Origin of the sequence: Sphingomonas vulcanisoli (genome assembly GCF_011761305.1) — a bacterium.
GTDB classification, from domain to species: domain Bacteria; phylum Pseudomonadota; class Alphaproteobacteria; order Sphingomonadales; family Sphingomonadaceae; genus Sphingomonas_I; species Sphingomonas_I vulcanisoli.
Genome location: NZ_JAAOZC010000001.1, coordinates 104,258 through 129,815, shown reverse-complemented (window position 1 = coordinate 129,815; position 25,558 = coordinate 104,258). Strand labels below are relative to the sequence as shown.

Below are 25,558 nucleotides of genomic sequence, written 5' to 3'. Positions count from 1 at the left end.
CATGACCTACGAAACGATCCTGGTGGAGCAGCATGACGCGGTGACGCTGGTGCGGCTCAACCGCCCACAGGCGCTCAACGCGCTCAACAGCCAAGTGCTGGCCGATCTGATCGCCGCCTTCGCCGCCTACGATGCCGATTCCACCCAGCGCTGCCTCGTCCTCACCGGCTCCGAGAAGGCGTTCGCGGCGGGCGCCGACATCAAGGAGATGCAGGCGATGGGCTTCGCCGGCGCGTTCGGCGACAATTTCTTCGCCGGCTGGGAGCGGGTGACCGCGACACGCAAGCCCTGGATCGCGGCGGTCGCGGGCTTCGCGCTGGGCGGCGGCTGCGAGGTAGCGATGATGGCCGATTTCATCCTTGCCGCCGATACCGCCAAGTTCGGGCAGCCCGAGATCAAGCTCGGCGTCGCGCCCGGCATGGGCGGATCGCAGCGCCTCACCCGCGCGATCGGCAAGGCCAAGGCGATGGAGATGTGCCTCACCGGCCGGATGATGGGCGCAGAGGAGGCCGAGCGATCGGGTCTCGTCGCGCGGATCGTCCCCGCCGCCGAACTGATGGACGAGGCGCTGAAAACCGCCGCTGCGATCGCCGCCATGCCGCCGCTCGCCGCCATCGCCAATAAGGAAATGGTCAACACCGCGTTCGAAACCGGGCTCGCGACCGGCATCCTGTTCGAGCGGCGACTGTTCGATGGGTTGTTCGCCACCGAGGATAAGATTGAGGGGATGACGGCGTTCGTCGAGAAACGGGCGGGGAATTGGGTAGGACGATAAGGCCGCGCCGTTCGTGCCGACCGAAGTCGAGGCACGTTCGGATCTTGCGCCAAGCAGCACGCCCCTCGACTTCGCTCGGGGCGAACGGATGAGGATCTAAACGCATGGCCAAAGTCGGCTTTATCGGATTGGGCAATATGGGCGGGGGGATGGCCGCAAACCTCGCCAAGGCGGCGCATCGCGTGAAGGCGTTTGACCTTTCCGAAGCCGCGCTCGCCCGGGCCGAGGAAGCTGGCTGCATGCGCGCGCCCTCTGCCACCCAGGCGGTGGCCGATGCCGAGGTCGTCGTCACGATGCTGCCCGCGGGCAAGCATGTCCTCGGTGTCTATCGCGACGAGATTTTCGGCGCGGTGCCCTCCACCGCGATCCTGATCGATTGTTCGACCATCGACGTGACCTCGGCTAAGGCGGTGATCGCGGAAGCGGCAGCGATCGGCATCGCGATGGTCGATGCGCCGGTCTCAGGCGGCATCGCCGCGGCCAACGGCGGCACGCTGACCTTCATGGTCGGCGGCGAGGCAGAGGCGTTCGAACGGGCGCGCCCGATCCTGGAGAAAATGGGCAAGGCGGTGATCCACGCCGGCCCGGCGGGCGCGGGGCAGAGCGTGAAGATCTGCAACAACTTGATCCTCGCCTCGCAGATGATCGGCACTTGCGAGGGGCTGGCGCTGGCGGTGCGTCTCGGGCTCGATCCCAAGGTCTTCTTCGATATCGCCTCCAAGGCGACGGGGCAGAGCTGGTCGCTCAACAGCTACTGCCCGCTGCCCGGCGTCGGCCCGGAATCGCCCGCCGATCGCGGCTATCAGGGCGGCTTCGCGGCGGCGCTGATGCTCAAGGATCTCAAGCTGGCGCTTGGCGCGGCGCACGGCGTGGATGCCGCGGTGCCGATGGGGAGCCTGGCGGAATCGCTCTATCAGGCGATGGTCAATCAGGGCGATGGCGGACTCGATTTTTCGGGCGTCATCGGCTTGCTCGACGGGAAGCTGCCGACCGCCTGAAACCGTTCGTGCTGAGCCTGTCGAAGCACCGTCCCTCTTCACCGCAGAAAGAAGAACAGCCCTTCGACAAGCTCAGGGCAAGCGGTTCAAGAGAGGTCTTAGCCCCGCGTCACCGTGGGCGTGAACAGATAGCCCTCATTGCGCACGGTGCGGATCAGCTCCCCGCCGCCGCGCGTCTCGCCGAGTTTGCGGCGCAGGCGGCTGACCTGGACGTCGATCGCGCGGTCATAATGGTCGCTGTCCTCACCGCGCGCGAAATCGAGCAATTGGTCGCGCGTCAGCACGCGGCGCGGATGTTCGACGAAGGCGCGCAGCAGGCGGAATTCGCCATCGGTGAGGTTCACCATCTGATCGTCCGGGTCATAGACCATCCGCATGTCCATATCGATCCGCCAGCCCTGGAAGCGGCGCTCGTCATGCGCCTCCTCGTTCGGTGCGGCCGCGGTCGCCGCGCGGGGGCCGCCCTTGTCATGCTTCTCGCGCCGCCGCAGCACCGCGCGGATCCGTGCCAGTAGTTCGCGCGGGTTGCACGGTTTGGCGAGATAATCCTCGGCGCCCATCTCCAGCCCGACGATGCGATCGACATCGGTGCCCACCGCTGAGAGCATGATCACCGCCGGCGCATCATCGCCCTGCAGCGAACGGAGCGCCGAGAGCCCGTCTTCGCGCGGCATCATCACGTCCAGCACGATCAGATCGAAACGATCCTGCGCCAGTTTCTCGCGCATTTCGATCGGATTGGCGGCGGTCTCGGTCTTGAAGCCGTGCTTATCGAGGAAGGAGGAGATCAGCCGCCGGATGCCGGCATCGTCATCGACGATCATGATGCGGGTGGCGAGATCCATATTGTGCATGATGGCGTTCATGCCCCGCGAATGCCAGCCTTGCGTGATCGCCATATGTCCGCGGTGCTTCACAACGCCCGCGCGGCTGCGAAATCCCCGAAATCTTTGCGCAACATTGGGCTGTCACCGCAAGGAGTGCCCATGCGTCTCCGCTTATGCCATAATCGCGCCTGATGAGCCCGCACCGTCCCCGGCTCGGCGGCCCGCCGCTCGCGCTCCAGATCCTGGCGATGCTGCTCGCCGGGCTGCTCGTTGCACAGCTGGTGACCCTGATCCTCACCGTCCTGCTCCCGCCCGCGCCTGCCGCGCAATATGGGCTGGACGATATCGCCGCGCGGCTGGCGGGCGCCGAAGGCGGCAAGGGCACGCAGCAGCTCCAGCGTATCGTCCAGAACGGACCGCCCGACGTGAAGGGCGCGGGCTGGCTGGTGTCTGAACGATCGCAGACCGAGCTTGCGCATCTGATGGGCGTCGATCCCGGCCGTGTCAGCCTGGCTTTCTACACGCCCCTGCCCTTCGCCGGCACGGCGCAGCCGCGCACCCTCGCGATGAACGGCGAGGCGATCACAAGCGGCGCGATGGCGAACGACAGCTTTGTGCAGCCCGCCGCCTGGGTTTCGCAACCGCGCCCCGGCTCCTTGCTCGTCCTCGCCCAGTTCGCGCCGCCGCCCGGTGCGGCGGCGGCGATGGCGCGTTTCGGCATGGTGGCTCCGCCACACGACAGCATTCCCCAAGGCGCGCTGGGACACGGCCCGGGCGTTGGACCAGGCGCCAATGTCATGGGGGAGATGATGCGCAGCGATCACGCTCGGCCTCTGATCAACATGGGCGCGATCGCCGCGCGGCACGGCGAGCTGGTGATCACCGGTGACGGCGGCGCGGCGGTGCCCGCCCTGCTTCGGGGCCGATCGGGCACGTCCACCGCTAACATCGTGACCCCACCAATCACGACGGAGCAGGCCGCGGCGCAGATCACCGCGCGCGCATTGGGCGGCGTCGCCGCGGGCGCCGATGCCGCGCGTGAAGCGCAGAATTTGCCGATCAGCCCGCGCGCTGCGCTCAACGGGCCGATCGCGCGCTTCGGAAATCCCGCCACCGATAACGCGCTGCTGGCTACGCCCGCGCTACAACTCCCCCGCGCAGCCGTCGCCGCGCCGCTGCTCAGCGTGCCGACGCCGGTGCCTACGCCCCCGCGTACCGTGCCGCAGCGGACGATCGCGGCACCCGCGCCCGCGCCTGTCGTCACCGCTGCGCCCGTCCCCCTTCCCGCGCTCGGCTTCACGCCGGTGCCGGAGAAATCCACCGCGCTCCAGCCGCAACCGCAAGCGCATGCCTCACAGGCGCCCGCCGGCCCGCCGATTGCGATCGCTCCTACGCGCCGCTCCTTGTTCGGTCTTGCCCAGGCGCCGTTCGTGCAGGGCGATTTCGTCGCGGCGCTGCGGCTGTCCGATGGCAAATGGGCGGTCGTCCAACCCGCCCCCGAGCCGTTCCCGAACAGCTGGCAGCGGCGCGTGCTGCTCTGGTTCGCGATCGCGCTGGCGATCGTGGTGCCGCTCGGATGGCTGTTCGCGCGGCGTCTGGTCAAGCCGCTCGATCGTTTTGCGGGCGCTGCCGAAAAGCTCGGCCGAGATCCCGCCGCCGAGATCGGCCCGCTCGATGGTCCCGCCGAGATCGGCCGCGCCGCGCACGCCTTCAATCTGATGCAGAACCGCCTGCGCGCCTTCGTCGACGATCGCACCGCGATGATCGGCGCGATCAGCCACGATCTGCGCACCCCGCTCACGCGGATGCGCTTCCGCATCGAGGATGTGGAGGCGGAGGACGTCCGCGAGGGCTTGCTGGAAGAAGTCGACGAGATGGAGGCGATGATCGCGCAGGTCATCGATTTCATCCGTGACGCCTCCGCGCCTGCCCGCCGCGAGCGGCTCGATCTCAACACCATCGTCGATGAAGTGGTGGAGGATGCGCGGCTGGTCGGCGGTGACGTCGTGATCGAGCGCGCCGAGCAGGCGCAGGTCGAGGTCGATGTGCTGGGCCTGCGCCGCCTGCTCGACAATCTCATCGAAAACGCGATCAAATATGGCGACCGCGCCCGCATCCGCCTCCACCGCGTCCTCGACGAAGCCGTGATCGAAGTGTTCGACGACGGCCCCGGTCTCCCCGCCGACGAGATGGATCGCGTGTTCGAGCCGTTTTACCGGAGCGAGGCCGCGCGCAATTCGGATAAGGCGGGCAGTGGGCTAGGCCTGGCGGTCTGCCGCTCGATCGCGCGGGCGCATGGCGGGGATATCCGGCTGAAGCAGAGCGAGGATGGCTTCTCGGCGGAGCTAAGGGTGCCGCTGGTATATGGATCGGAGAAGGTCGCAACATCGTAATAAATCCAGCCTTAGGGACGCCCTAACAAACTGGCGGCTCATCGTTATTCATCGCAGCAAAGTGAGGCACCTCGGGAAGACCCGGAACGCCGAATCGAGCGAGAACTAAGGCCGCCTCTGTATCCATTGCAAAAGGCCGCAAGGTTTCACCCAACACATAAACAACATCTTCGTGATAAAAGTAGGCTCGCACCATGCGTTGCTCAGCATCAGGGCCTAAGTCAAACGCTGCTCTATGACTGGCTGCAAGATCTTGCATCCAGCCACCCTTATTATCAGGATTAAGCAAAGCTTTTAATAGGCGCTCGTCGAAGTGCGCTAGCGCATTCCTCACGCCTCTTTGAGTAAGATTAGTTATATCTATATCAGAGCAATGCCGTCTGACCGCGTTTACCCTTTCTAGACGCAAAGCGTGCATCCTAGAGCTTTCAGAGGCACGTTGCCGCCCCAAATCAAAAAGACAATTAAATGCTTGCGCTTGAGAGGAACAAATTCGCTCAACACAGGCCGGAATGATAGGATTGGATATTAATAAATAAGGTGGCCCCTCTGTGTCGGCTTCGATTGGTCGAATTTGGCGCAAGGCCTGCACATCGTTGCGCAGTGTTATGAGTGCTGTGACGCCAGCATCAATGATTTGCCGTTGATCAACCATCAGAAGTGCCGGGAATAGCGCTACGCCGCCATCTCATAAGGCTGGATCTCGCCCGACAGATACAAATTCCGCGCCTTCGCCCGGCTCAACTTCCCCGATGACGTCCGCGGCAAGGTTTTCGGTGGCACCAGTTCGATCACGCAGTTCATGCCCGTGATCGCGCGCACCCGTTCACGGATCTGTTCGCGTAGCTTGGCGCGCTCCTCAAGGCAGGAGGTGCGGCATTGTACCAGCACGGCGGGGGTTTCCTCGCCGCCGGGGGTGGTGATCGCGAAGGCGGCGATGTCGCCGGCCTTGAAGCCCGGCAATTGCTCCACGGCCCATTCGATATCCTGGGGCCAATGGTTCTTGCCGTTGATGATGATCATGTCCTTGGCGCGGCCGACAATGTAGAGATAGCCGCCGCTCAAATAGCCCATGTCGCCGGTGTCGAGCCAGCCATCGACCAGGCAGGCCTCGGTCGCTTCGGGATCGCGGAAATAGCCGGTCATCACCGAAGAGCCGCGGCACCACACTTTGCCGATCGCTTTCTCAGGCAAGGGCGAGCCGTCCTCGTCGCGGATCACGATCTCCATGCCCTTGGCCGGCTTGCCGCAGTTGACGATCGCGCGATAGCGTTGCGGCCGGCCGAGCGCGGCTGATCCGCCACCCGAAAGCTCGGTCTCCTCCACCAGCTCCACCACCAGACCCTCGCCCGGCGGCATGATCGACACCGCCAGCGTCGCTTCGGCAAGGCCATAGGACGGCAGGAAGGCGCTGGCCTGGAAGCCCGCCTCGGCGAAGGCATCGACGAAGGCCTGCATCACGTCCGGCCGGATCATGTCCGCGCCATTGCCGGCCACGCGCCAGCGCGAAAGATCGAAACGATCCGAGGCCCTGGTCTGGCTGGATATGCGCCGCGCGCAAATGTCATAGCCGAAGGTCGGCGAGTAAGAGAGCGTTGTGCCCGGATTGCGGCTGATCAGATCGAGCCAGGCGAGCGGGCGGCGCGCGAAATCCTCGGTCTTGAGATAATCGACCGACATCTGGTTGGCGACCGGCGAGAGCAGGCAACCGACCAGCCCCATGTCATGATACCAGGGCAGCCAGGAAACGCCGCGATCGCCCTCGGTGATCTTCATCCCCGTCGAATGGGCGTGCAGGTTGGCGAGCAACTGACGGTGCGTGATCGCGACACCGTGCGGGAAGCGCGTCGATCCGCTCGAATATTGCAGATAGGCGATATCGTCAGGCTGCAGCGCGGGCAGCGGTTCGTCCGAAGGCGCAAGCGTGCTCAGCGCAGCATAGCTCATCGCGTCTATGCCAGTAAGCCTGGCGGCCTCGCCGCCCATCCCCTCAAGCTCGGTCGGGAAAAGCAACAATTTGGGATCGGAGCTGCCGAGTTGGACGGCAAGCTGATCGACATAGGCATCACGCCCACCAAACGACGTGGGCAGCGGTAGCGGCACCGGCCAGATGCCCGCATAAATGGCGCCGAAGAAGGCGGCAGCGAACTCAGGGCCGGTCTCTGCCAATAGCGCGACGCGATCGCCCGGTTTCAGGCCGTGCGCCATCAGCCGCGCCGCTGCCGCCAACGCATCGCTGCGCAGCTCGGCGAACGGATAGGCTTGGGTAAGCTGGCCGCGTGGATCGTGAAAGTTCAGCCCGCGGATGCCTTCGGCCGCATAATCGAGTGCGGCGGCCAGCGTCGGAAATTCGGCATAGACGCGCGGGCGATCGTCGTCGCTGGGCGTCGGCATCAGCGCTACGGCGCCTTCCCAGCCCAACTTCACTTCGGCATTCACGCGCATCGCGCTCCAAATTGTCTCACAGACCCTCGCATCGCGATGAGGCGCTTTCCTTAAGCTGCCATAGACGTTCTTATTCCGGCACGTCTGTGGCACAAACATGGCGCGTGGAACAGAAGCCCACATCGCGCCGGCCGGCGCCGCCGCTCGACGGTCCCGCGTTGCGCGGGATCGCGCTGAGCTACGTCGGCCGTTATGCCACGACACGCGCCAAACTCCGCACCTATCTGGCACGCAAGATCCAGGAGCGCGGCTGGCAGGGCGATGCCCGGCCAGATCTGGAGGCGCTGGCCGAGGACTTTGCCGCGCTCGGCTATGTCGACGATCGCGCCTTCGCCACGGCGCGCGGCGCGGCGCTCACGCGGCGCGGCTATGGCGAGCGCCGCATCGGCCAGGCGCTGCAACAGGCCGGTATCGTCGCCGAGGATGCGCTTCCAGTCCGCGAGGAGGCGCGCGAACAGGGGTTCGATGCCGCGCTGCGGCTGGCGCGCAAGCGCCGCATCGGGCCCTTTGCCACCGGCACTATCACGCCGCAGGATCAGCAGCGTGGGATCGCCGCGCTGGTACGCGCAGGTCATGATTTTGCCACGGCCCGCCGCATCGCCACTGCACGCACGCCCGAAGAGCTGAACGAAGACGGTTAAATTGCCCGCCGCCCCACAATTTTCATGTTATTTCCCTCGGAAGCTGTTACTCTTGTAGCCTGTTGAGTTGCGACGGTGCGAAATCACGCTCCGTACAGGTGAGGGAAGGGCGTAAGGCCATGATTTTAGCGGAGGGCCTCGGGGGGGGGACTTCGCCGGCGGGGACAGTCGAAGATTCGGATCCCATCCGGTGTGTTAGCGGCTCGGTCAAATGGTTTGATGGAACGCGCGGCTTCGGCTTCATCGTCGGCGACGATGGCGAGGGCGATGTTCTAGTCCATTTCTCGGCGCTGAAAGAACATGGCCGCCGCACTCTTCCGGAAGGCGCGCGGATCGTGTGCGAGGCCGTCGATCGCAATCGCGGCCTGCAGGCGCGCAAGATCCTCAAGATCGATCTGACCACGGCAACCGGCCCCGATGCCGATCTCATCGCCAAGAAGAATGCCGATCGCGTCGATCCGCTGGCGCTGGCGGCGATCGCGGGCACGCCCGAGCCGGTCCGCGTGAAATGGTTCAACCAGCTCAAGGGCTATGGCTTCGTACTGCGCGAGGGCCAGAACGAAGATATCTTCCTGCACATGGAAACCGTGCGCCGCGCCGGCCTTGGTGAATTGCAGCCCGATCAGCCGCTGCTCGCCCGGATTGCGCAGGGGCGCAAAGGACCACTCGCCGTATCTGTGGAGCTGCCGTGAGATTTGCTTTCGGCGGGCTTGCCTTACTCGTCATAGCCGCCAGTCTACAGCCCGCTCTACAGGCCCAGTCACCGACCGCGGCACAGAGCCTGAAGACGACGACGCTTACCATTCGGGGCGCGCATGTTCGCAAATATCAAGTCGAGCTGGCTTTGACCGGCGAGGAGCAAGAGATTGGTCTCATGTTCCGCAAGCACATGGCGCCCAGCCACGGCATGATCTTCCCAATGAATCCGCCGCGCCCGGCGACCTTCTGGATGAAGAATACCTATCTTCCACTCGACATCGTCTTCATCGGCCCGGATCACCGCATCATTTCGATCGCGGCCAACGCCAAGCCGATGTCCGAGGATCTGATCCCGTGTGACAGCCCCGTCGCCGCCGTGCTGGAATTGAACGGCGGCATCGCGGCAAGGCAGGGTGTAAAGCCTGGCGACAAGGTCGATTGGTAAAGCGTCGGCTCGCCGTTTCCACGTTGCACGCCCCCGCCCTCCCCGGCTAAGCGACCCTCATGTCGATCCTGATGAAAATCTTCACCTGGTGGGAGGGCGCCACGATCGGCACCCTGCTGTTCAGCCGCGCCAATGGCACCAAGGCGGGCACTGACGGGCTCGGCAATACCTATTTCGGCAGCAAAGACGGCAAGCGCTGGGTGATCTATAACGGCGCCAACGACGCCAGCCGCGTGCCCCCCGAGTGGCATGGCTGGCTGCACCACACCACCGACCTGATCCCGGAAACGCTGCCCGCACCCCGCGCCTGGGAAAAACCGGCTGTGCCGAACCTGACCGGCACCAGCGCGGCGTTCCGGCCCGCGGGTGCCTTGGAGCGCGGCGGCACCCGCGCCGCCGCCACCGGCGATTATGAAGCATGGAGTCCCGAGGCATGAAGGCGGTTTTCCGGGAAAATCTCGGCGAAGCGATCGTCGGCCTGGCGGTCGTGCTGTTTGCTGCGATTTTCATCCTTTATGCCTGGCGCGCGACCGGCGGCGAGCATGGCGGCGGCATCAAGATCACGGCGCTCTTCCCCAACGCCAGCGGCGTCAATGTCGGCACCGATGTGAAGGTCGCCGGGCTCAAGGTCGGCCAAGTGACGGGCCAGAAGCTCGATCCCAAAAGCTATCAGGTCGCAGTCACGCTGGCGCTCGATCCGAACATCAAGCTGCCCGCGGATTCCAGCGCGGCGATCACCTCCGAAGGGCTGCTCGGTAATCCCTTCATCGCGATGACCCCCGGCGGCTCCGAGCAGATGCTCAAGAACGGCGATACGATCACCGATACGCAGGGCGCGATGGATCTGATGGCGCTGATCGGCCAGTTCATCAACAAGCCCTCCACGTCCAGCACCGCCCCTGCCCCGTCGACTGGAGCGGGCACGACGCCATGAAGCTGGGCAAGCCGGGCGCGGCGGCGCTCGGCCTCATCGGCGCGGCCGCGCTGGCCTTCGGCGCCCGCGCGTTGCAGAACGAAACCAACACCAGCGAAACCGCGGCGCTCTCGCCCGATCTCGATCAGGGCAACAGCTCCGAACCCGCGCCGACACCGGGCAAGCACAGCGCCCCGCCGCCACCGCTCGCCACCAGCGATACGCCGATGGCCGAGCGGATCGCGGTACTGGGCGTACTCAACAAGCGCGACGGCGTCTCACGCGATATCTCGCTACATCCCGGCCAGGGTGTGCGGCTGGGCAATCTCATCGTCCGCCTGCGCGCCTGCGATCAGACCGCCGATTGGGAGCCCGAGCAGCTGACCGGCGCCTTCGTCCAGGCCGATCTACAGGGCGCCGACGGGCAATGGCGGCGGATATTCTCGGGCTGGCTCTACAAGGAAAGCCCGTCGCTCAACACGGTCGAGAATCCGCTCTACGACGTCTGGCCCAAGAGCTGCACGATGCGCCATGCCGAGACCGGGCCCGATACGGTCAACGCCGCCTCGCTCCCCTCCCCGCGATCGATCGCGAAAAAATCGGCAGGGGCCGACGCCGCCGACAATGCCGCCGACGAGACCGAGCCCAGCCCCAGCGCCTTATCCAACAGCACGACATAATCAGCGCGCGGAATCTCCACCGCGCCCAGCGAGGCGAGGTGATCGGTCTGGAACTGGCAATCCAGCAGCTTGAACTTGCCGGCCCGCAGCCGCGCGACCAGATGCGCCAGCGCTACCTTCGAAGCATCGCGCACCCGGCTGAACATGCTCTCGCCAAAGAAGGCCGCGCCCAACCGCACACCGTACAGCCCGCCGACCAGCTTGCCATCCTCCCACGTCTCGATCGAATGGGCGTAGCCGCGCTTGTGCAGCTCGGCATACGCGATCTCGATATCGGGATTGATCCAGGTATCGGGGCGATGCGGCGTCGGCTCGGCGCAGAGCTTCACCACCTGCTCGAACGCGGCGTCTGCGGTCGTGGTGAAGCGGCCCGATTTGAGCGTCTTGGCGAGGCTGCGCGACAGATGAAAGCGATCAAGCGGCAAGATCCCCCGCTTCTTGGGCTCCACCCAGAACACATCCGCCGCATCCCGGCTGTTGGCCATCGGAAACACGCCCACCGAATAAGCGCGGAGCAGGAGATCGGGATCGAGCTGGGCCATCGGGGTGAAGATAATGCAGCGATGGTTAACCGTCACCTTGCAAACGGGCTGGACAAGGCCTTGCGCATCGAAAATGGCGGCTAGGTGACGGATAAAATCGAACAGAATGCCGCGGTGGGCGCGGGCGCGGTGTTCAGCCGTGGCCAGCGTGCCGCTCTCCTCGCGGGTTTCGCGCTGCTGGTCATGCTGCGCATCCCCCGCGCCTGGATACGCGGACGCTTCCAGGACGAAGAGGCCACGGTTTTCCTCGCTTACGCCTGGCATCGGCCATGGCTGGATGCGCTGTTCCGCCCCTTCGCCGGCTATTGGAACTTGGGCGCCAGCGCGACCACGCTGCTGGTCGCACGCTTGGTCAAGGGTGGCATCGTGGCGCTGGAAGCCGCCCCCTACCTGACGATGACGATGGCACTTGCCGTACAATTGCTGCCCGCCGTGCTGATCCTTACCGGCTCTGCGCACTGGCTCGAACGGCGGGTGATGGTGATTACCGCCCTGCTGACGATGGCGATCGCGCCGGGAATCGAGGAGGTGTTCTTCAACGTCCTCCACATTCAGTTTCACCTTGCGCTGTGCGTTGCGTTGATCCTGGCGCTCGATTCGCCGCGGCGGGTGATCGTGCGCCTCGGTTACGGCGTTTTGCTCTTCGCAGCGCCGCTCTGCGGACCCGCGGCGCTCGCCTTCCTGCCGCTCTTCGCCCTGCGCGGATGGATCGACCGCGATTGGCGGCGGCTGGACCAGTTCATCGCCTTCGCTGCGGGTGGCGCGGTGCAATTGTTGTTCTTTTATGGACCAAGCCCGTTGCGGGGGCATGTCCTAGATCCCGGCACGATCGCGGCGGCGATCTTCGTCCGGCTGATCGCGATGCCGGCGCTGGGCTTTGGAAAGGCCGAGCTGTTCGGCAACGCGATCGTGGGTTCGCAACTGAGAGGGGGGAGCGGATGGTGGTGGTCGGTGGCGGCTGCTGTCGGAGTGTTCGCCACCTTGCTCTACCTCGCCACACGGCGGAAGGACGCCGCGCTCTGGCTCTTGCTGTCGAGCCTGTCGATCGCCACGGTTTCGTTCGGCTTCGGCATGATCATGCTCGATCGCTATGCCCCCTTCGATCTTGATGCGGAGCGGTACACCTTCCTTCCCCTGGTGCTGCTCGGCCTGGCGCTGGCGGTGATGGCGTCGCGACCGGACTGGAACCCCCGCTACGCCTGTGCGGTGGCCCTGCTAGTGATGCTGGAAACGGGCGTCAGCCGCTACCCGAGGCCGCTCATCGGATTGCGCGATGGGCCATCCTGGCCTGCCGAAGTCGCGGCGTGGCGGCGCGATCATCATCATCCGCTGGCGGTCTGGCCGAGACCGTGGAAGGCCGATCTCTCCGATCAGGCGCGTGTTTGCTCGCCCCCCGGCGCGGATCTCGCCCGATCGACTGACCCCCGCTATTGCGAGAATGGGTGGGCCGGCGCCTTCTACCGGCCCCGCCCGGCTTCGTGACTGAGGGCGCCCCCATTCCTGTGATCGATACCCATAAAGCGGCGGTTCAGCCGGGAGCCGGCCCGCGTGCCCGCGTCATCCTCTATCTTGTCTGGCTGGCGCTGGCGCTGTTCCTCGCGGTGCATCACGTGGTCTGGCGCGACGAAGTCCGCGCGCTAACCTTCGCGCTCAGCGGCGACACCGTCGGGGCGATGCTGCGTAACCTGCATGGCGAGGGTCATCCCGCGCTTTGGTATCTGCTGCTGCGCGGTGCCCATGCGCTCTGGCCGCATCCGCAGGTGTTGGTCGTCACGGCCTTCTTGGTCGGTGCCGCCGCCTCGCTGATCTTTACGATGCGCGCGCCCTTTGCATGGCCGCTGCTGGCGCTGGGCTTGTTCGGCCGTTTCGCGCTCTACGAATATACCGTGATGGCGCGAAACTACGGGATTAGCATGCTGATCCTTTATTTGCTCGCCTGGGCCTATCCGAGATACCGGGACAATGGCTGGGTAATCGGGGGGCTGCTGCTCCTGCTGTGCAACACCAATTTCCCTGCCGCGATCCTCGCCGCTGCCTTCCTGCTCTACTGGGCGATCGACCTTCATTGCCAAGCACCGGGACGATGGGATCGTCGCTGGCTGGCGCTCGGCTTGGGCACTGGGCTGGCGCTGATCGGCGCGATGCTCTGCGCAGCCACGGTCTACGTGCCGCTGCAGGACGCGACCAACGTCGCCGCGATCACGCGCCCAGGCCTGCTCGAAACGCTTGCCTCCAGCGGCCATTACTTCGACGCGCTCGTACCGCAGCCGATCCAGGGTATTGCCGCGCTGATCCTGCCCATCCTACTGATCGGGATCTTCTGGAACATGCGCGACAATCCCGGCGCTCTGATCGCCGGGCTCACCGCGACGCTCGGCTTGCTCGTCGTCTTCGCCTTTCTTTATTCGGGTGCGTACCGGCACCAGGCGCTGCTGACCGTCTTCCTGCTGACCCTCGCCTGGCTTCGTGAAGAAGGATTCGGCGGCGGACGAACGCGAGAGGATAGCGGCCTGGTTGCGAGGATATCGCCCGTTGCGAAGCTCGCCCTTCCCGCGCTTCTCCTGTTCCAAACGCTATCGAGCGTCCCCCTCGTCACCCGCCCTTTCCACGATATGCCCGAGAGCCGCAGCTACGAACTCGCGCGGCTGCTGCGCCGTCCGGACCTGCATGGGGCGATCGTGATCGGCGATCCGGATTATGTGCTCGAAAGTCTGCCCTACTACGTCGCCAACCCGCTCTATCTGGTCCGCGAGCATCGCTGGGGGCAGACCACCCGCTTCACCAAGGCGGCCCGGCGCACCGTCATCGTCGACGAACTGCTCGATACTGCGCGGCGGCTGCATGCTGACACCGGAAAGAAGATCGTGATTTTGCTCGGGGACCGGGATCCACCGGACGGCAAGCCGGTCTCGCGCGGCGGCTTCGGTGATTTCATCGTGACCCCCGAAGGGCTCGCACGCCTCAGAGCCGCAACGCAACCGCTCGCCAGCTTTAATCATGTCACCGCTGGCGACGAAAGCTATGACGTGCTGCTCTATCCGGCGAACGGAAGCCCTAACCCACCACTTGCACCCGCCCCCACCCGCCGCTATGTCGCCACCGCTCCCGGACCGGAGGAGTGTAGCTCAGTTGGTAGAGCATCGGTCTCCAAAACCGAGGGCCGTGGGTTCGAGTCCCTCCACTCCTGCCATTCCTTCGGGAAGGCTCGAGCGGGTCTTCAGGTTCGGGGCGAGGTTTAGAGGGCCAGGGGCGGCGCCGGTTACCCGGGGAGCCGCCTGTGGCCCTATGGCTGTTGAAGAAAGAGGCTAGGTTTTGGCGCAATCATCCGGCGAGAAGGGTAATTTCTTCAGCCGCATCCCGATTTTCGCGCAGCAGGTGCGGGCCGAGACCGGCAAGGTCGTGTGGCCCAGCCGGCGCGAAACGGTGATGACCGCCGTCATGGTGGTGATCATGACGATGGTGCTGGGTATCTTCTTCTTCGCGGTCGATTGGGGTTTCAGCCGGATCGTCCGATTCCTGCTGTCGCTCGTGCAAGGTTAAAGAGAGACTATGTCGCGCTGGTATATCATCCACGCTTATTCGGGCTTCGAGAATAAGGTGAAGGAGCAGATCCTCACCGATGCGACCCGGCTTGGGCTGGAGTCGCTCGTCGAGGCGGTCGAGGTGCCGACCGAGAAGGTGACCGAAGTCCGCCGCGGCAAGAAGGTGACGTCGGACAAGAAGTTCTTCCCCGGCTATGTCCTCGCCAAGCTGGCGATGAACGATGATGTCTATCACCTCGTCAAGAATACGCCGAAGGTGACGGGCTTCCTGGGTTCGTCGGGCAAGCCGCAGCCGATCTCGGACGCCGAAGCGGCGCGCATCCTGAACACCAAGGAAGAGCAGGCCACCGCCGCGCCCAAGGCCAAGATCAAGGTCGATTACGATATCGGCGACAGCGTCAAGGTGCTGGAAGGCCCGTTCGCGAGCTTCAACGGCCTGGTCGAAGAGCTCGATTTCGATCGCAGCCGCGTCAAGGTTTCGGTCTCGATCTTCGGTCGCGCCACGCCGGTCGAGCTGGAGTTCGAGCAGGTGGAACGGGTGAAATAGTTTCTACCCTCTCCCGCTTTCGCGGGAGAGGGAGGGGCCTGCAAATCGAGCGAAGCGAGATTTGTGGGAGGGTGAGGGTCTTCTTCTTCGGTCAGGAACCGAGGCCAAAGAAGAAGACCCTCACCCAACCCTCTCCCATGAAAATGGGAGAGGGCTTGTAAATCGCGGGAGGCCCTCAAGCCGTCAGCACCGCTAAGCCATAGGAGGTAAACATGGCGAAGAAGATTACGGGTTATATCAAGTTGCAGGTGCCGGCCGGCAAGGCCAATCCGTCGCCGCCGATCGGCCCCGCGCTCGGTCAGCGCGGTGTCAACATCATGGAATTCTGCAAGGCGTTCAACGCGCAGACCGGCGGCGAGACCCCCGGCACGCCGCTGCCGACGGTGATCACCGTCTATGCCGACCGCAGCTTCTCGTTCGAAACCAAGACGCCGCCCGCCACCTATCTGATCAAGCAGGCAGCGAACCTCAAGTCGGGCTCGAAGGAGCCGGGCAAGATTTCGGCCGGAAAGATCAAGCGCTCGCAGCTCTCCGAGATCGCGACCGCGAAGATGAAGGATCTGAACGCGAACGATATCGAAGCCGCGACGAAGATCATCGAAGGCTCTGCCCGCGCGATGGGCCTCGAAGTGGTGGAGGGCTAAGATCATGGCAAAGCTCAGCAAGAAGCAGAAGACCTGGGACATCGACGCCGTGAAGCTCCACGCCGTCGATGAAGCGATCAGCCTCGCCAAGACCAACGCCACCGCCAAGTTCGACGAGACGATCGAAGTCGCGCTGAACCTCGGCGTCGATCCGCGCCACGCCGATCAGATGGTCCGTGGCGTCGTGACGCTGCCCAAGGGCACCGGCAAGGACGTCCGCGTCGGCGTGTTCGCGCGCGGCCCGAAGGCTGACGAAGCCCGCGCCGCCGGCGCCGAAGTCGTGGGTGCGGAAGACCTGCTCGAGACGATCCAGGGCGGCACGGTCGATTTCGATCGCTGCATCGCCACGCCGGATATGATGGGCCTCGTCGGACGCCTGGGTAAGATCCTGGGTCCGAAGGGCCTGATGCCGAACCCCAAGCTTGGCACCGTGACCATGAACGTCGGTGAGGCCGTGAAGGCCGCCAAGGGCGGTCAGGTCGAGTATCGCGTCGAGAAGGCGGGTATCATCCACTCCGGCATCGGCAAGGCGTCGTTCCCGGCGGAAGATCTGCGCGCCAATTTCGATGCGCTGGTCGATGCGGTGGTCAAGGCCAAGCCCGCCGGCGCCAAGGGCAAGTATCTGAAGAAGGTCGCGATCAGCTCGAGCATGGGCCCGGGCATCAAGATCGACCCCGCCGAGTTTTCGGCGGCCTGATCTTCGGAACAGACCTGAAAACGAGAAGGGCCAGGAGCGATCCCGGCCCTTTCTGTTTAACCATAAACGGCGAAAGCGACCGCGACTAACTTAGGGGCCATATTTTTCTGTTCAGTAAAAAGTGGTCATCAACGGTATAAGAACTGAAGAATTCGTAATGCCCGAACAGGCTATCTATGCCTTGTCGATATGATGCTTCTCGAACCATATCACTGAAAATATACGAGAGCCATCTTACTACGGATAGCGTGTAGAACCGGCCATACCGCTGTGCCCACTTTGTTTGCCCTGTTCGCTCAGACGCAGTCTCCACATCGGACATAGTACGCCCACTTTCGTCAGTATGTCTGACGATTGTTACGTGACCGATCATCGCATTTATGATTTGTGCTCTTTCTTTAACGCCCGCTTCAGCGCGCTTTCCGCGATAATGCAGGTCGAGAATTGGCTCAACGACAAGGTTCCACCACTTATTTACCGGCTCGATCTGCGGATCGAAGCTGCGATTGCCAATGGCTTCAAAGTTTGCGTAACGTCCTTGCGATGCGTCGGCAAAGGCATCAAGACAATCCACTACAGCGGCGCAAATCGGATGGCTTGGACCAATACTACGGACAGATATAGCACGCCGGGTTGCTACCTCTTCTACCTTCGACATGAGAGTTTTGAGGTTATGGCCAAACCGCCGAACACTCCGTTGTTCAGGCAGTGATCCGCTATTATCCATCGCATAGTCCACAACTAGGATAAGCTTAGCCAGTCTTTCGATTCCTATAGATAGGCCAAAGAACGCTGTATAATACTCGCCAAATCCGCTGCCATAGCTTGCTCTTCCTAAAGCGGTTGCTCCCGACCCAATTATTTGGCTGACTAAAGATGCCTCACGATTTAGCGCCCGCCATTCGGGCAAGCTAAATGGATCGGGTCGGCTCATCATTTCGACTCCAAGGATCGCCCTGTCTAAACAAAAAAAAGGGCCGGAATCGCTCCCGGCCCTTTCAGCTTATGCCGGGTATCAGATCAGCGGAACGAGCCGCTGACCATCACGCCGAAGATGCGCGGATCGTTGTAGATGCCGGCGCGGTAATTGTTGGTATCGATCACGTCGATCAGGTTCTTCTCGTTGGTCAGGTTGCGCACGAAAGCGGCGACCTCATACTTGCTGAAGGCGTAGCCGATCTTGCCGCCCAGCTCGTAATTGCCGTTCGAGCGATATTCGATCGTCTTGTAGAGCGTGTAATAGGTCTTGCCCTGCATGTTGAAATCGCCGGCGATGAACAGCTTGCTGCGATCATCCAGCGGCAGATCGTAACGGCCGCTCAGGTTGACGTTATACTGCGGCGCGTTCGGGAACGGGTTGCCGTTGATCTGGGCGTAATAATTGTTGCCCAGGCGCACCGTCGGGTTGAGCACCGTTTCGGCCAGCACGCCGCCGGCAGCGCCGGCCTGCACGAAGACGTTGCGGTCCTTGATCTCGGTGTGCAGCCAGCTGAAGCCCGCCGTGAAGCTCAGGCGGCTGGTCGGCCGCGCCTGCAGCTCGGCTTCGGCGCCGTAGCCTACGCCCTTGTTGCCGTTGAACAGCACGCCGTTGCCGTTGCTGTCGTTGCCGTTGAGCTGGATGTTCTTGACCGTGTAATAGAAGCCCGCGACGTTGAAGTGGACGGCGTTGTTGAGCGCCGCCGTCTTGACGCCGGCCTCCCAGCTCGTGTTCGTCTCCGAAGTGGCCGTGGTATAAGCCGAACCGAACACCGCCGAACGCCCCTGCACCGTCGGGCCGCGGAAGCCACGCGCAACGCGCGCATAGAGGCTCACGTTGGGATCGACGCGATAGAGCAAGCTGGCATCAAAGCTCGGCTTGGTCGAGGACAGACGGCAGTAGAAAGCCGTGCCGCAGCTGTAGGAGGAGTTCGGCGCGGTAGCCGGCACCGCCAGCGCCGCGACATTGGGATGCAGGAGCAGATCGGTGCTCTTGGTATCCTTGGTCACGCGCACGCCGCCGGTCAGCGTCAGCTTGTCGGTCAGCTGATAGCTGGCCTGGCCGAACCCGGCCCAGCTCGTGTTGACGTTATGCAGCAGCACGAAATTGTTCGGGTTGGGTGCGGTGCCGAAAATGTTGCTCGTCAGGAAGTAGCTCCGCTGATCGAATTCGGTGCGATCGCGCTGGCTGAAATACATGCCACCGAACTGCCACTTGAACGGGCCAGTATCCGGGCTGGAGACGCGCAGCTCCTGCGTCCACTGATCGAGCCCGCGGACACGGCCCTGCGATTCGCCATAGCCGAAGGGCACGCCGCCGAGCGGAAAGTTGATCGCTGCACCGCCATCGGTATCGCCACGGCTGTAGCCCGAGAGATGCTCCCATGCGGTGATCGACGTGATCGTCGCGTCGCCGAGATCGTAAGCCGCCTTCACCGAAGCGCCGTGCGTTTTGTAGGCCTGCGGGTTGTTCTGCGCCTCGTCATACTGGACGACGCCGCGGTTGAAGCCGTTGGGCACCTGGCTGGTGCCCTGGATGATCGAACCGCGATAGAAGATCGAGGCGAAGCCGTCATAATCGCGATAATGGCCCGACACGCGGATGCTGAACGCATCGCTCGGCTTGGCGAGCACCTGCAGGCGCACGTCGCGCTCGTTGAAGCCGTTCAGCTTGCCCGCAGTCGTGCCGTCGTCGGACGGGCCGGTGTAGGTGTTGCGGATCCAGTTATCGCGGTGCTGATAGAGGCCCGAGAGGCGGAAGCTGATGCTGCCGTCCTTGGTCAGCGGGCCGCCAACGCCGGCATCGACATCGACGCTGTTCTTGGTGCCGTAGCTGGCGGAGGCCTGGCCCTGCCAGGTTGCGCTCGGTTGGATGGTATCGAACTTGACGATGCCCGCCGTGGTGTTGCGGCCGAACAGCGAGCCCTGCGGGCCCTTGAGCACTTCGACCTGCGCGATATCGAACGCCGGATTCGATTTGAGCACGACGTGCTCCTCGACCACGTCATCCATCACGATCTCGACCGGCTGCGACGCGCCGAGGTAGAAATCGATGTTGCCAAGACCACGGATGTAGAATCGCGGGAAGATGCGGCCGGTCGAGGTTTCGACATAGAGGCTGGGCACCTTGCCCGAGAGCGACAGAAGGGTGTCGCTGCCCGCCGCCTGATAGTCGTGAAGCTGCTCGGTGCGCAGGACCGAGACAGCAATCGGCACGGTGATGGCGTTTTCGGTGCGGCGCTGCGCGGTGACGACGATCGCCTTGTCGGCCCCGGCATCGGCAGGAGCGACGGTGGTGGTCGATTGGGCCTGCGCGGCCATCGGCGCGACGACGATCGTCGAAATGCCGGCCAACAGCAAGGCGCTGAGCTTAGAAACGTGCATGTATCAATGTTCCCCGGAAATGCGGATCGCCCGGCTTTACAGCCAGGTCGATTGCGGCCCTCTAGCGCCTCTGCCCATGAGGCATGACCCTTTTGTTGCGCTGCAGGAATTTAGCCTTGGAAGTGCGGCACGCTTGCCACATCCACGTCCTTGGCGATACCCGTCGCCGTCCCTTTTGCGCCACGGCGATCGGGAATCATCCGACACGATCGAGGATCACCGATTGAGCCAGGCCCCCGCCCGCCCGCGCGCCTTCGCCGCCATGCGGCATCCGCAATTCCGTTGGTATTTCGGAACGTTCCTGCTGGCGATGATGGCGGACAATATCGAGCATGTGATCAGCTACTGGGTGATGTTCCAGAAGTTTCATTCGCCCGCGCTGGGCGGTTTCGCGGTGGTGTCGCACTGGCTGCCCTACATCCTGTTTTCGATTCCGATGGGCGGGCTGGCCGATCGCGTGAAGCCGCAGCGACTGATCCAGATCAGCATGATCCTGTTCATCGGCGTCTCGCTCGGCTGGGGCTTTTTCTTCGCTACGGACACTCTGAAGATCTGGGAGGCAATGCTGCTGCTTGTCGTCCATGGCTGCGCCGGGGTTTTCTGGCAGACCCCGGGCCAGCTGATCCTCTATTCGATCGTCGATCGCGAGGAATTGCAGAGCGCGGTGCGGCTCAACGCCACGGCACGCTATCTGGGCGTTCTGGTCGGCCCGGCGGTGGGCGGCGTGCTGTTGATCTGGCTCGGGCCGGTCAAGGGCATCTTCGTCAACTGCTGCTTCTATCTGCCGACATTGTTGTGGATGGCACGGGTCCGTTTCCAGCGTGAGGCCGTCGCGCCGCGCGCGATGAGCGGTCTGAAGGATGTGCTCGGCACCTTCCGCGCGATCGCCGATCGGCCCGCGATCGTCGCAATGGCAGTGCTCGCCGCCGCGGCATCGGGCCTGATTGGCAACAGCTATCAGGCGCAGATGCCCGAATTCGCGGTCTCTCTCGGGCACGGCAATCCTGGTTTTGCCTACAGCGCCCTGCTCGCCGCGGATGCCGCCGGGGCGCTCACAGGCGGTTTTCTGCTGGAGACGCTCGGCGGCTTCCGCACTGGTCCGCGTAATGCCTTACTGCTCGCCGGCGGTTGGTGCCTCGCGCTGGCCGCCTTCGCGCTGACGGGCACTTACGCGGTGGCCCTGCTCTGCCTGTTCGCGGCCGGCTTCTTCGAGCTGTCGTTCAGCAGCATGGCGCAGACCGTGGTGCAGGTAGACGCACCAAGCGAGATGCGCGGCCGCGTGCTCGGCGTCTATGCAATGGCGGCGCTCGGCTGCCGCACCTTCTCGGGCATCACGGTCGGCCTGATCGGCGCGCTGCTCGGCGTCCATATCTCACTCGCGCTCGCGGCGGCGGTGCTGTTTGCGGTCGTGGGCATTCTGCTGGCACGGCAGATGCGGGGCCGCGCGCTGAGAGAGGCGCCGCTCTCCTGACTCGACAAAGCGTCGGTCCTTCTGTATCGGCGCCACTTCTTCGCTTTCGGGCGAGGAAACCGTCCGAGACAGTAGGTGAAGGGACTATGCCCTTCTTAATCTCCTACCTAGACGGGGAAGAGATTTATCGCCGGAAGCATTAGCGCTATCCGGTCTGCACTCCCCATCGGGGGTCAGGCATCCATTCCCCATCGGACCTCGGCCAATCGGGCTTGCCCGGCTGGCTGAAACACGTTCGGCGCATGGTGCGCCGGACGAAAACGGAGATGGCAATGGATCGTGCTCAAAAGTCCGAGCAGGTCGCCGCGCTGAACCGCACGCTGAACGAGACCTCCGTGGTCGTCGTGACGCGCAACCTGGGGATGACCGTCGCGCAATCGACGCAGCTCCGGGTGAAAATGCGGGAAGCGGGCGCCAGCTACAAGGTGACCAAGAACCGCCTTGCCCGCATTGCCGCCGAAGGCACGCCTTACGCTTCGCTGAGCGATTTGCTCACCGGGCCGACGGCGCTCAGCACTTCGGTGGATCCGGTCGCGGCCGCCAAGGTCGTCGTCGCTTTCGCGAAGACCAACGACAAGTTGGAAATCGTGGGCGGCGCGATGGGCTCGACTGTTCTCGACGTGAACGGGGTGAAGGCGCTCGCAGAGCTGCCCAGCCTCGATGAGTTGCGCGCCAAGATCGTGGGCCTGCTTCAGGCACCCGCGACCAAGGTGGCGTCGGTGCTGCAGGCACCGGCCGCTCAGCTCGCCCGCGTGTTCGGGGCCTATGCGGCCAAGGAAGAAGCATAAACCTGATTTAGCGGGGCTCAAGCGCCCCCGATGGAGATACTCATGGCAGACCTGAACAAGATCGTTGAAGACCTTTCCGCGCTGACCGTCCTCGAAGCAGCCGAGCTTTCGAAGCTGCTCGAAGAGAAGTGGGGCGTTTCGGCCGCCGCTGCGGTTGCCGCTCCCGCCGCTGCTGGCGGTGGCGCTGCCGCTCCGGCCGCTGAAGAGAAGACCGAGTTCGACGTGATCCTCACCGGCGACGGTGGCAAGAAGATCAACGTCATCAAGGAAGTCCGCGCCATCACCGGCCTGGGCCTGACCGAAGCCAAGACGCTGGTGGAGTCCGCTCCGAAGGCGATCAAGGAAGGCGTCAGCAAGGACGAGGCCGAGAAGGTCAAGAAGCAGCTGGAAGAAGCCGGCGCGACCGTCGAACTCAAGTAATTTCGGCTTAGCCGAAATTATCCCGACGAAGGTCGGGATCCAGAGCAACAGGAAAGGGCGGCCCGAAAGGGTCGCCCTTTTTGCTGTCCCGCCCAAAAATAAGGCCCGGCAGAAGCCGGGCCAAGGATATCGCGCCTAGGGAGGGGCGAAGTGTGTAGCAGGGGGCTGCTACATTCGGGAAATCAGAGAGCGTTGCCGGCGCTGGCGTTGCCGGAGTTGCCGGCATCGAGGTCGGCCGCATTGTCCGCGGCGTTCAGGAGCCCGGCATCGTTTGAGACGATTTCGGTCGTCGTCGTATTTTCGGCCGTCGTCGTCTTGGAACAACCGATCAGGCCGAGCGCGACCGCGACCATGGCAACAGTACGAAACGTCATAAATGTCTCCCCGGGCTGCAGCGATTGCAGCCGTGGGCGCATCCTGGCTGATCGAGATCCAAGCGAAAAGATACTCTACCTATTTAGTAGTCAATAAAAGCTTCGTGTCGCCGCGATGCCCCAAGGACGAAGATCGCCGCATGATCAAGCTCCTCTCCTTCGTCGTCGCCGCCGCCACGCTCGCAGGCATCGCCCCGGCGCAGACACCGCCCGCCGCCAAGCCCTATCAGGTCGAATGGGTCTATCGCGTCAAATATGGCTATCAGGACGAATTCTGGCGCCTCTTCCAGAAATATCAGATCGGCGCGCTCGATGAGGAGAAGCGGCGCGGCTATGTGCAGAGCTACAGCGTCTTCAAGCCCGGTCTGCACACCAGCGAGGAATCGCGCTGGGATTATCGCATCGTCATCACCTACAATGGCCAGGACGGCGCGTCCCATGAGGGCGAGGTCACCAGGGCGCTGTTCCCCGATACCGCGGCCCTGAAGCGGGACGAGAACCGCCGCTGGGAACTCACCACCAACCATTGGGATCTGCCGATCCACGAGATCGATCCGCATCAGATCGCCCAATAAGGCTCGAACGTCGCCTCGCCGTCGGCAAACCGGCGCCACGCTATCCTTAATGATGCGGATACCAAGTCCCGCATCCAAAAGCTCATTAACGGTCCGTTATTCGCTTCTCACGCGCAAATGGGAGCGATGTCCTTGGGAATGATGGATCTGATGCGGCGCAAGCCCGCTGTCGAGGCCGAGGAGGTGACGGGCGCGGAGCGCAGGCGTAGCGTGCGCCAGGCGAGCCTGCTGGAGGTCGCCAAGATGACCATCGGCGGCCATTCGGAGCTCTGCCGGCTGCGCGACGTCTCCGCCGACGGGCTCTGCGCCGAACTCTATTGCCCCGTCACCCAAGATGAGCGGGTGATCATCGAGCTGCGCACCGGCCACATCATCGAGGGGCGCATCGCCTGGGTAAGCGGCGGCGACATGGGCGTCGCTTTCGCATCCGCCATGCCGATCACCGAGATGCTGTCCCACTGTTCGTTCGATGGCCGCGTCACCACGGTTCGCGCGCCGCGGCTGGATGTCGACATCGCCGCCACGCTGCAGGTCAGGCACTTCGCGCAGCCGGCGCAGGTGGTCAATCTTTCTCAATCGGGCTGCAAGCTGCTGCTCGACGATTATTTCGACGCGGATACGCCGTGCGTACTGCAGATCGAGCATCTCGGTGCGCTAGAAGGCGAGATCAAATGGTGGCGGGACCGCGAAGGCGGCCTGATGTTCGACGAGGCGATCCCCTACGCGCGCTTCGTGGAATGGCGCCGCGCGCTCAATCCGCATTGGCGCGCGGCGGACGAAGCTCCGCCGCCCAGCGCCTGGTTTCCGCCCGAAGCGCAGGAGGTGGAAGACAGTGCTCCCGCACCGCGCCCGATGCGCCTGTTCGGTCAGCGGGGCGGTGCGTTAGCGAAGCGCCGGTAGCGCGTTCCGCCGACGACGCACGGCAAGACCGATCGCGCCGAAGCCCAGTACTATCAGCGCCCAGCTCGCCGGCTCGGGCACCGATGCGCCGGGCGCGTTCGGCGAGGCATCCTCCATGCTGAAGCTGCCTTCGGATTGGATGGTGGCGTCGCCGATCGCATTGCCGTTCGCGTCCTGGATCGAGGATACACCCATCCAATAGGTGGAATGCGCGAGATCGCAGTTGGTCGATGAACTGGCGCCATTGTTGAGGCTGGCCGACACGGTGCAGCTGGCGAAAGCGGAAACGCCGATGTCGGCCGCATTGCCCGAGAAGGCGATGTCGAACGTGTGTAGACCGAACATCGGCTGACCGTCGCTTACTTGCATCATGTGCGGCTGATAGGTGTAGACGCTATCGCGGGCGCTGAATTCGGCGATCAGGTGGGAAGGATCCCACAGGCTCTCGTCAAGCGTATCGTAGAAATCATAGCGGACGAAGGCGATCGAGGCCCCGAAGCCGCCAGTCTGCGACGCCGCATTCGATCCATTGATCAGCAGGTTGACGGTCGCGCTGCCGCCGCTGACCGTCGGCGAAAGGATGCTGAAACCGTCGTTCCAGCCGCCCGCAGCGGTGCGATAATAGTTGGTGCTGCCGTTCGATGGGCCCTGACTGATCGATGCCGAAACATGGATCTCGCCGGGTGCCGATCCGGTATAGGTCTGGCCGATGCTGATCGGATTGCCGATCTGCTGCGAATTGTACGAATAATTATCCTGATTGCCGTTCGGCCCCGTGGCGTTGACCGATACCGAAGTGCTTTCGGCAAGCGCAGGCGTGGCGAGCAGCAGGGCAACCCCTGCCCAAAGGCTATTCCGCATGATGTCCCCCCAGTCGCGGCA

The 25,558-nt window shown here is 63.7% G+C and carries 29 protein-coding genes, 1 tRNA gene and 1 pseudogene; 20 read left to right on the top strand and 11 right to left on the bottom strand.

Annotation, left to right across the window (positions count from 1 at the left end):
• Nucleotide 1: 1 nt before the first annotated feature.
• The gene (locus FHS31_RS00675; RefSeq protein ID WP_167071052.1) at nucleotides 2-775 is read left to right on the top strand and encodes an enoyl-CoA hydratase-related protein; all 774 of its coding nucleotides are present in this window, start codon (nucleotides 2-4) and stop codon (nucleotides 773-775) included.
• Between the two features lie 104 nt (nucleotides 776-879).
• Entirely contained in the window at nucleotides 880-1,773 is an 894-nt protein-coding gene (gene mmsB, locus FHS31_RS00670; protein ID WP_167071050.1) for a 3-hydroxyisobutyrate dehydrogenase, read from the top strand.
• A 98-nt stretch (nucleotides 1,774-1,871) separates the two neighbouring features.
• Here mmsB and FHS31_RS00665 read toward each other — a convergent pair whose 3' ends face one another.
• Complete coding sequence (locus FHS31_RS00665; protein WP_243843187.1) at nucleotides 1,872-2,672, bottom strand: response regulator; 801 nt, start codon at nucleotides 2,670-2,672, stop codon at nucleotides 1,872-1,874.
• A 119-nt stretch (nucleotides 2,673-2,791) separates the two neighbouring features.
• On the opposite strand from FHS31_RS00665, the gene FHS31_RS00660 reads away from it, so the two are divergent.
• The gene (locus FHS31_RS00660) at nucleotides 2,792-4,993 is read left to right on the top strand and encodes an ATP-binding protein (protein ID WP_167071049.1); all 2,202 of its coding nucleotides are present in this window, start codon (nucleotides 2,792-2,794) and stop codon (nucleotides 4,991-4,993) included.
• A 22-nt stretch (nucleotides 4,994-5,015) separates the two neighbouring features.
• On the opposite strand, the gene FHS31_RS00655 is transcribed toward FHS31_RS00660, so the two are convergent.
• Both FHS31_RS00655 and FHS31_RS00650 read right to left on the bottom strand, forming a co-directional pair.
• Nucleotides 5,016-5,648 carry a hypothetical protein gene (locus tag FHS31_RS00655; RefSeq protein WP_167071047.1) on the bottom strand — a complete coding sequence of 211 codons (633 nt, stop codon included), beginning with the start codon at nucleotides 5,646-5,648 and terminating at the stop codon, nucleotides 5,016-5,018.
• A 20-nt stretch (nucleotides 5,649-5,668) separates the two neighbouring features.
• Nucleotides 5,669-7,438: a fatty acyl-AMP ligase gene (locus FHS31_RS00650; protein ID WP_167071045.1), complete on the bottom strand. Its 1,770-nt coding sequence runs from the start codon at nucleotides 7,436-7,438 to the stop codon at nucleotides 5,669-5,671.
• 104 nt (nucleotides 7,439-7,542) lie between these two features.
• On the opposite strand from FHS31_RS00650, the gene FHS31_RS00645 reads away from it, so the two are divergent.
• The 6 genes and pseudogenes from FHS31_RS00645 to FHS31_RS16685 form a co-directional block, all read left to right on the top strand.
• Nucleotides 7,543-8,079, top strand: a complete 537-nt coding sequence (locus FHS31_RS00645) for a RecX family transcriptional regulator (RefSeq protein ID WP_167071043.1) — start codon at nucleotides 7,543-7,545, stop codon at nucleotides 8,077-8,079.
• Between the two features lie 119 nt (nucleotides 8,080-8,198).
• A complete protein-coding gene (locus tag FHS31_RS00640) occupies nucleotides 8,199-8,771 on the top strand; it encodes a cold-shock protein (protein WP_208408475.1) in 573 nt (190 codons plus the stop codon).
• Entirely contained in the window at nucleotides 8,768-9,223 is a 456-nt protein-coding gene (locus tag FHS31_RS00635; RefSeq protein ID WP_341786253.1) for a DUF192 domain-containing protein, read from the top strand. Before FHS31_RS00640 ends, FHS31_RS00635 begins: the two co-directional genes overlap by 4 nt.
• A gap of 59 nt (nucleotides 9,224-9,282) precedes the next feature.
• Nucleotides 9,283-9,660, top strand: coding sequence for an NADH:ubiquinone oxidoreductase subunit NDUFA12 (locus FHS31_RS00630; protein ID WP_167071041.1), 378 nt, complete (start codon nucleotides 9,283-9,285; stop codon nucleotides 9,658-9,660).
• The gene (gene mlaD / locus FHS31_RS00625) at nucleotides 9,657-10,157 is read left to right on the top strand and encodes an outer membrane lipid asymmetry maintenance protein MlaD (protein WP_167071039.1); all 501 of its coding nucleotides are present in this window, start codon (nucleotides 9,657-9,659) and stop codon (nucleotides 10,155-10,157) included. The genes FHS31_RS00630 and mlaD overlap by 4 nt, the downstream gene beginning before the upstream one ends.
• Nucleotides 10,154-10,597, top strand: a pseudogene (locus FHS31_RS16685) (DUF2155 domain-containing protein); the annotation flags it as partial. The gene mlaD and the pseudogene FHS31_RS16685, both read left to right, overlap by 4 nt.
• A gap of 35 nt (nucleotides 10,598-10,632) precedes the next feature.
• Here FHS31_RS16685 and aat read toward each other — a convergent pair.
• On the bottom strand, nucleotides 10,633-11,358 hold the full coding sequence (aat, locus tag FHS31_RS00615) for a leucyl/phenylalanyl-tRNA--protein transferase (protein WP_167071995.1): 726 nt from the start codon (nucleotides 11,356-11,358) through the stop codon (nucleotides 10,633-10,635).
• An 84-nt stretch (nucleotides 11,359-11,442) separates the two neighbouring features.
• Here aat and FHS31_RS00610 point away from each other — a divergent pair, with 84 nt between their 5' ends.
• Nucleotides 11,443-12,840 (top strand): hypothetical protein, encoded by a 1,398-nt coding sequence (locus FHS31_RS00610; protein WP_167071037.1) that lies wholly within the window; start codon nucleotides 11,443-11,445, stop codon nucleotides 12,838-12,840.
• 155 nt (nucleotides 12,841-12,995) lie between these two features.
• Here the strand turns inward: FHS31_RS00610 and FHS31_RS00605 are convergent, their stop codons facing one another.
• From FHS31_RS00605 to FHS31_RS00595, 3 genes are all read right to left on the bottom strand, one after another.
• Entirely contained in the window at nucleotides 12,996-13,424 is a 429-nt protein-coding gene (locus tag FHS31_RS00605) for a hypothetical protein (RefSeq protein ID WP_167071035.1), read from the bottom strand.
• A gap of 237 nt (nucleotides 13,425-13,661) precedes the next feature.
• Nucleotides 13,662-13,928, bottom strand: coding sequence for a hypothetical protein (locus tag FHS31_RS00600; RefSeq protein WP_167071034.1), 267 nt, complete (start codon nucleotides 13,926-13,928; stop codon nucleotides 13,662-13,664).
• A 3-nt stretch (nucleotides 13,929-13,931) separates the two neighbouring features.
• Entirely contained in the window at nucleotides 13,932-14,357 is a 426-nt protein-coding gene (locus tag FHS31_RS00595) for a hypothetical protein (protein WP_167071032.1), read from the bottom strand.
• 115 nt (nucleotides 14,358-14,472) lie between these two features.
• Here FHS31_RS00595 and FHS31_RS00590 point away from each other — a divergent pair.
• The 5 genes from FHS31_RS00590 (at nucleotide 14,473) to rplA (ending at nucleotide 16,788) form a co-directional block, all read left to right on the top strand.
• A tRNA-Trp gene (locus FHS31_RS00590) sits at nucleotides 14,473-14,548 on the top strand.
• 122 nt (nucleotides 14,549-14,670) lie between these two features.
• Entirely contained in the window at nucleotides 14,671-14,898 is a 228-nt protein-coding gene (secE, locus tag FHS31_RS00585; RefSeq protein WP_208408474.1) for a preprotein translocase subunit SecE, read from the top strand.
• Nucleotides 14,899-14,907: 9 nt separating this feature from the next.
• Nucleotides 14,908-15,447, top strand: coding sequence for a transcription termination/antitermination protein NusG (nusG, locus tag FHS31_RS00580; protein ID WP_167071030.1), 540 nt, complete (start codon nucleotides 14,908-14,910; stop codon nucleotides 15,445-15,447).
• A 212-nt stretch (nucleotides 15,448-15,659) separates the two neighbouring features.
• Complete coding sequence (gene rplK, locus FHS31_RS00575; RefSeq protein ID WP_167071028.1) at nucleotides 15,660-16,091, top strand: 50S ribosomal protein L11; 432 nt, start codon at nucleotides 15,660-15,662, stop codon at nucleotides 16,089-16,091.
• 4 nt (nucleotides 16,092-16,095) lie between these two features.
• Nucleotides 16,096-16,788: a 50S ribosomal protein L1 gene (gene rplA / locus FHS31_RS00570; protein WP_167071026.1), complete on the top strand. Its 693-nt coding sequence runs from the start codon at nucleotides 16,096-16,098 to the stop codon at nucleotides 16,786-16,788.
• 85 nt (nucleotides 16,789-16,873) lie between these two features.
• Here rplA and FHS31_RS00565 read toward each other — a convergent pair whose 3' ends face one another.
• Both FHS31_RS00565 and FHS31_RS00560 read right to left on the bottom strand, forming a co-directional pair.
• Nucleotides 16,874-17,725 carry a hypothetical protein gene (locus FHS31_RS00565; RefSeq protein WP_208408473.1) on the bottom strand — a complete coding sequence of 284 codons (852 nt, stop codon included), beginning with the start codon at nucleotides 17,723-17,725 and terminating at the stop codon, nucleotides 16,874-16,876.
• An 83-nt stretch (nucleotides 17,726-17,808) separates the two neighbouring features.
• On the bottom strand, nucleotides 17,809-20,148 hold the full coding sequence (locus FHS31_RS00560; protein WP_167071024.1) for a TonB-dependent receptor: 2,340 nt from the start codon (nucleotides 20,146-20,148) through the stop codon (nucleotides 17,809-17,811).
• 223 nt (nucleotides 20,149-20,371) lie between these two features.
• Between FHS31_RS00560 and FHS31_RS00555 the strand changes: the two genes are divergently transcribed.
• From FHS31_RS00555 to rplL, 3 genes are all read left to right on the top strand, one after another.
• Nucleotides 20,372-21,619: an MFS transporter gene (locus FHS31_RS00555; RefSeq protein ID WP_208408472.1), complete on the top strand. Its 1,248-nt coding sequence runs from the start codon at nucleotides 20,372-20,374 to the stop codon at nucleotides 21,617-21,619.
• Nucleotides 21,620-21,891: 272 nt separating this feature from the next.
• Nucleotides 21,892-22,407, top strand: coding sequence for a 50S ribosomal protein L10 (rplJ, locus tag FHS31_RS00550; RefSeq protein WP_167071991.1), 516 nt, complete (start codon nucleotides 21,892-21,894; stop codon nucleotides 22,405-22,407).
• Between the two features lie 42 nt (nucleotides 22,408-22,449).
• Nucleotides 22,450-22,827: a 50S ribosomal protein L7/L12 gene (gene rplL, locus FHS31_RS00545; RefSeq protein WP_167071022.1), complete on the top strand. Its 378-nt coding sequence runs from the start codon at nucleotides 22,450-22,452 to the stop codon at nucleotides 22,825-22,827.
• A 182-nt stretch (nucleotides 22,828-23,009) separates the two neighbouring features.
• Here the strand turns inward: rplL and FHS31_RS00540 are convergent, their stop codons facing one another.
• On the bottom strand, nucleotides 23,010-23,201 hold the full coding sequence (locus tag FHS31_RS00540) for a hypothetical protein (RefSeq protein ID WP_167071021.1): 192 nt from the start codon (nucleotides 23,199-23,201) through the stop codon (nucleotides 23,010-23,012).
• Between the two features lie 140 nt (nucleotides 23,202-23,341).
• Here FHS31_RS00540 and FHS31_RS00535 point away from each other — a divergent pair, with 140 nt between their 5' ends.
• Nucleotides 23,342-23,776, top strand: a complete 435-nt coding sequence (locus FHS31_RS00535; RefSeq protein WP_167071019.1) for a hypothetical protein — start codon at nucleotides 23,342-23,344, stop codon at nucleotides 23,774-23,776.
• A 138-nt stretch (nucleotides 23,777-23,914) separates the two neighbouring features.
• Complete coding sequence (locus FHS31_RS00530; RefSeq protein WP_167071017.1) at nucleotides 23,915-24,676, top strand: PilZ domain-containing protein; 762 nt, start codon at nucleotides 23,915-23,917, stop codon at nucleotides 24,674-24,676.
• Here the strand turns inward: FHS31_RS00530 and FHS31_RS16305 are convergent.
• Entirely contained in the window at nucleotides 24,659-25,537 is an 879-nt protein-coding gene (locus FHS31_RS16305) for a PEPxxWA-CTERM sorting domain-containing protein (RefSeq protein ID WP_243843186.1), read from the bottom strand. The genes FHS31_RS00530 and FHS31_RS16305 overlap by 18 nt on opposite strands.
• Nucleotides 25,538-25,558: the final 21 nt, after the last annotated feature.

Bases quoted from the DNA above. Each gene is read 5' to 3' on its own strand.
- FHS31_RS00675 (WP_167071052.1), top strand. From the start codon at position 2: ATGACCTACGAAACGATCCTGGTGGAGCAGCATGACGCGGTGACGCTG.
- rplJ (WP_167071991.1), top strand. From the start codon at position 21,892: ATGGATCGTGCTCAAAAGTCCGAGCAGGTCGCCGCGCTGAACCGCACG.
- FHS31_RS00655 (WP_167071047.1), bottom strand. From the start codon at position 5,648: ATGGTTGATCAACGGCAAATCATTGATGCTGGCGTCACAGCACTCATA.
- FHS31_RS00565 (WP_208408473.1), bottom strand. From the start codon at position 17,725: ATGATGAGCCGACCCGATCCATTTAGCTTGCCCGAATGGCGGGCGCTA.
- mmsB (WP_167071050.1), top strand. From the start codon at position 880: ATGGCCAAAGTCGGCTTTATCGGATTGGGCAATATGGGCGGGGGGATG.
- rplA (WP_167071026.1), top strand. From the start codon at position 16,096: ATGGCAAAGCTCAGCAAGAAGCAGAAGACCTGGGACATCGACGCCGTG.
- rplL (WP_167071022.1), top strand. From the start codon at position 22,450: ATGGCAGACCTGAACAAGATCGTTGAAGACCTTTCCGCGCTGACCGTC.
- FHS31_RS00660 (WP_167071049.1), top strand. From the start codon at position 2,792: ATGAGCCCGCACCGTCCCCGGCTCGGCGGCCCGCCGCTCGCGCTCCAG.
- FHS31_RS00535 (WP_167071019.1), top strand. From the start codon at position 23,342: ATGATCAAGCTCCTCTCCTTCGTCGTCGCCGCCGCCACGCTCGCAGGC.
- FHS31_RS00630 (WP_167071041.1), top strand. From the start codon at position 9,283: ATGTCGATCCTGATGAAAATCTTCACCTGGTGGGAGGGCGCCACGATC.
- aat (WP_167071995.1), bottom strand. From the start codon at position 11,358: ATGGCCCAGCTCGATCCCGATCTCCTGCTCCGCGCTTATTCGGTGGGC.
- FHS31_RS16305 (WP_243843186.1), bottom strand. From the start codon at position 25,537: ATGCGGAATAGCCTTTGGGCAGGGGTTGCCCTGCTGCTCGCCACGCCT.
- FHS31_RS00640 (WP_208408475.1), top strand. From the start codon at position 8,199: ATGATTTTAGCGGAGGGCCTCGGGGGGGGGACTTCGCCGGCGGGGACA.
- FHS31_RS00650 (WP_167071045.1), bottom strand. From the start codon at position 7,438: ATGCGCGTGAATGCCGAAGTGAAGTTGGGCTGGGAAGGCGCCGTAGCG.
- rplK (WP_167071028.1), top strand. From the start codon at position 15,660: ATGGCGAAGAAGATTACGGGTTATATCAAGTTGCAGGTGCCGGCCGGC.
- FHS31_RS00540 (WP_167071021.1), bottom strand. From the start codon at position 23,201: ATGACGTTTCGTACTGTTGCCATGGTCGCGGTCGCGCTCGGCCTGATC.
- FHS31_RS00560 (WP_167071024.1), bottom strand. From the start codon at position 20,148: ATGCACGTTTCTAAGCTCAGCGCCTTGCTGTTGGCCGGCATTTCGACG.
- FHS31_RS00595 (WP_167071032.1), bottom strand. From the start codon at position 14,357: ATGATTAAAGCTGGCGAGCGGTTGCGTTGCGGCTCTGAGGCGTGCGAG.
- FHS31_RS00665 (WP_243843187.1), bottom strand. From the start codon at position 2,672: ATGGCGATCACGCAAGGCTGGCATTCGCGGGGCATGAACGCCATCATG.
- nusG (WP_167071030.1), top strand. From the start codon at position 14,908: ATGTCGCGCTGGTATATCATCCACGCTTATTCGGGCTTCGAGAATAAG.
- FHS31_RS00605 (WP_167071035.1), bottom strand. From the start codon at position 13,424: ATGAAGGTCGATCGCCCAGTAGAGCAGGAAGGCAGCGGCGAGGATCGC.
- FHS31_RS00530 (WP_167071017.1), top strand. From the start codon at position 23,915: ATGATGGATCTGATGCGGCGCAAGCCCGCTGTCGAGGCCGAGGAGGTG.
- mlaD (WP_167071039.1), top strand. From the start codon at position 9,657: ATGAAGGCGGTTTTCCGGGAAAATCTCGGCGAAGCGATCGTCGGCCTG.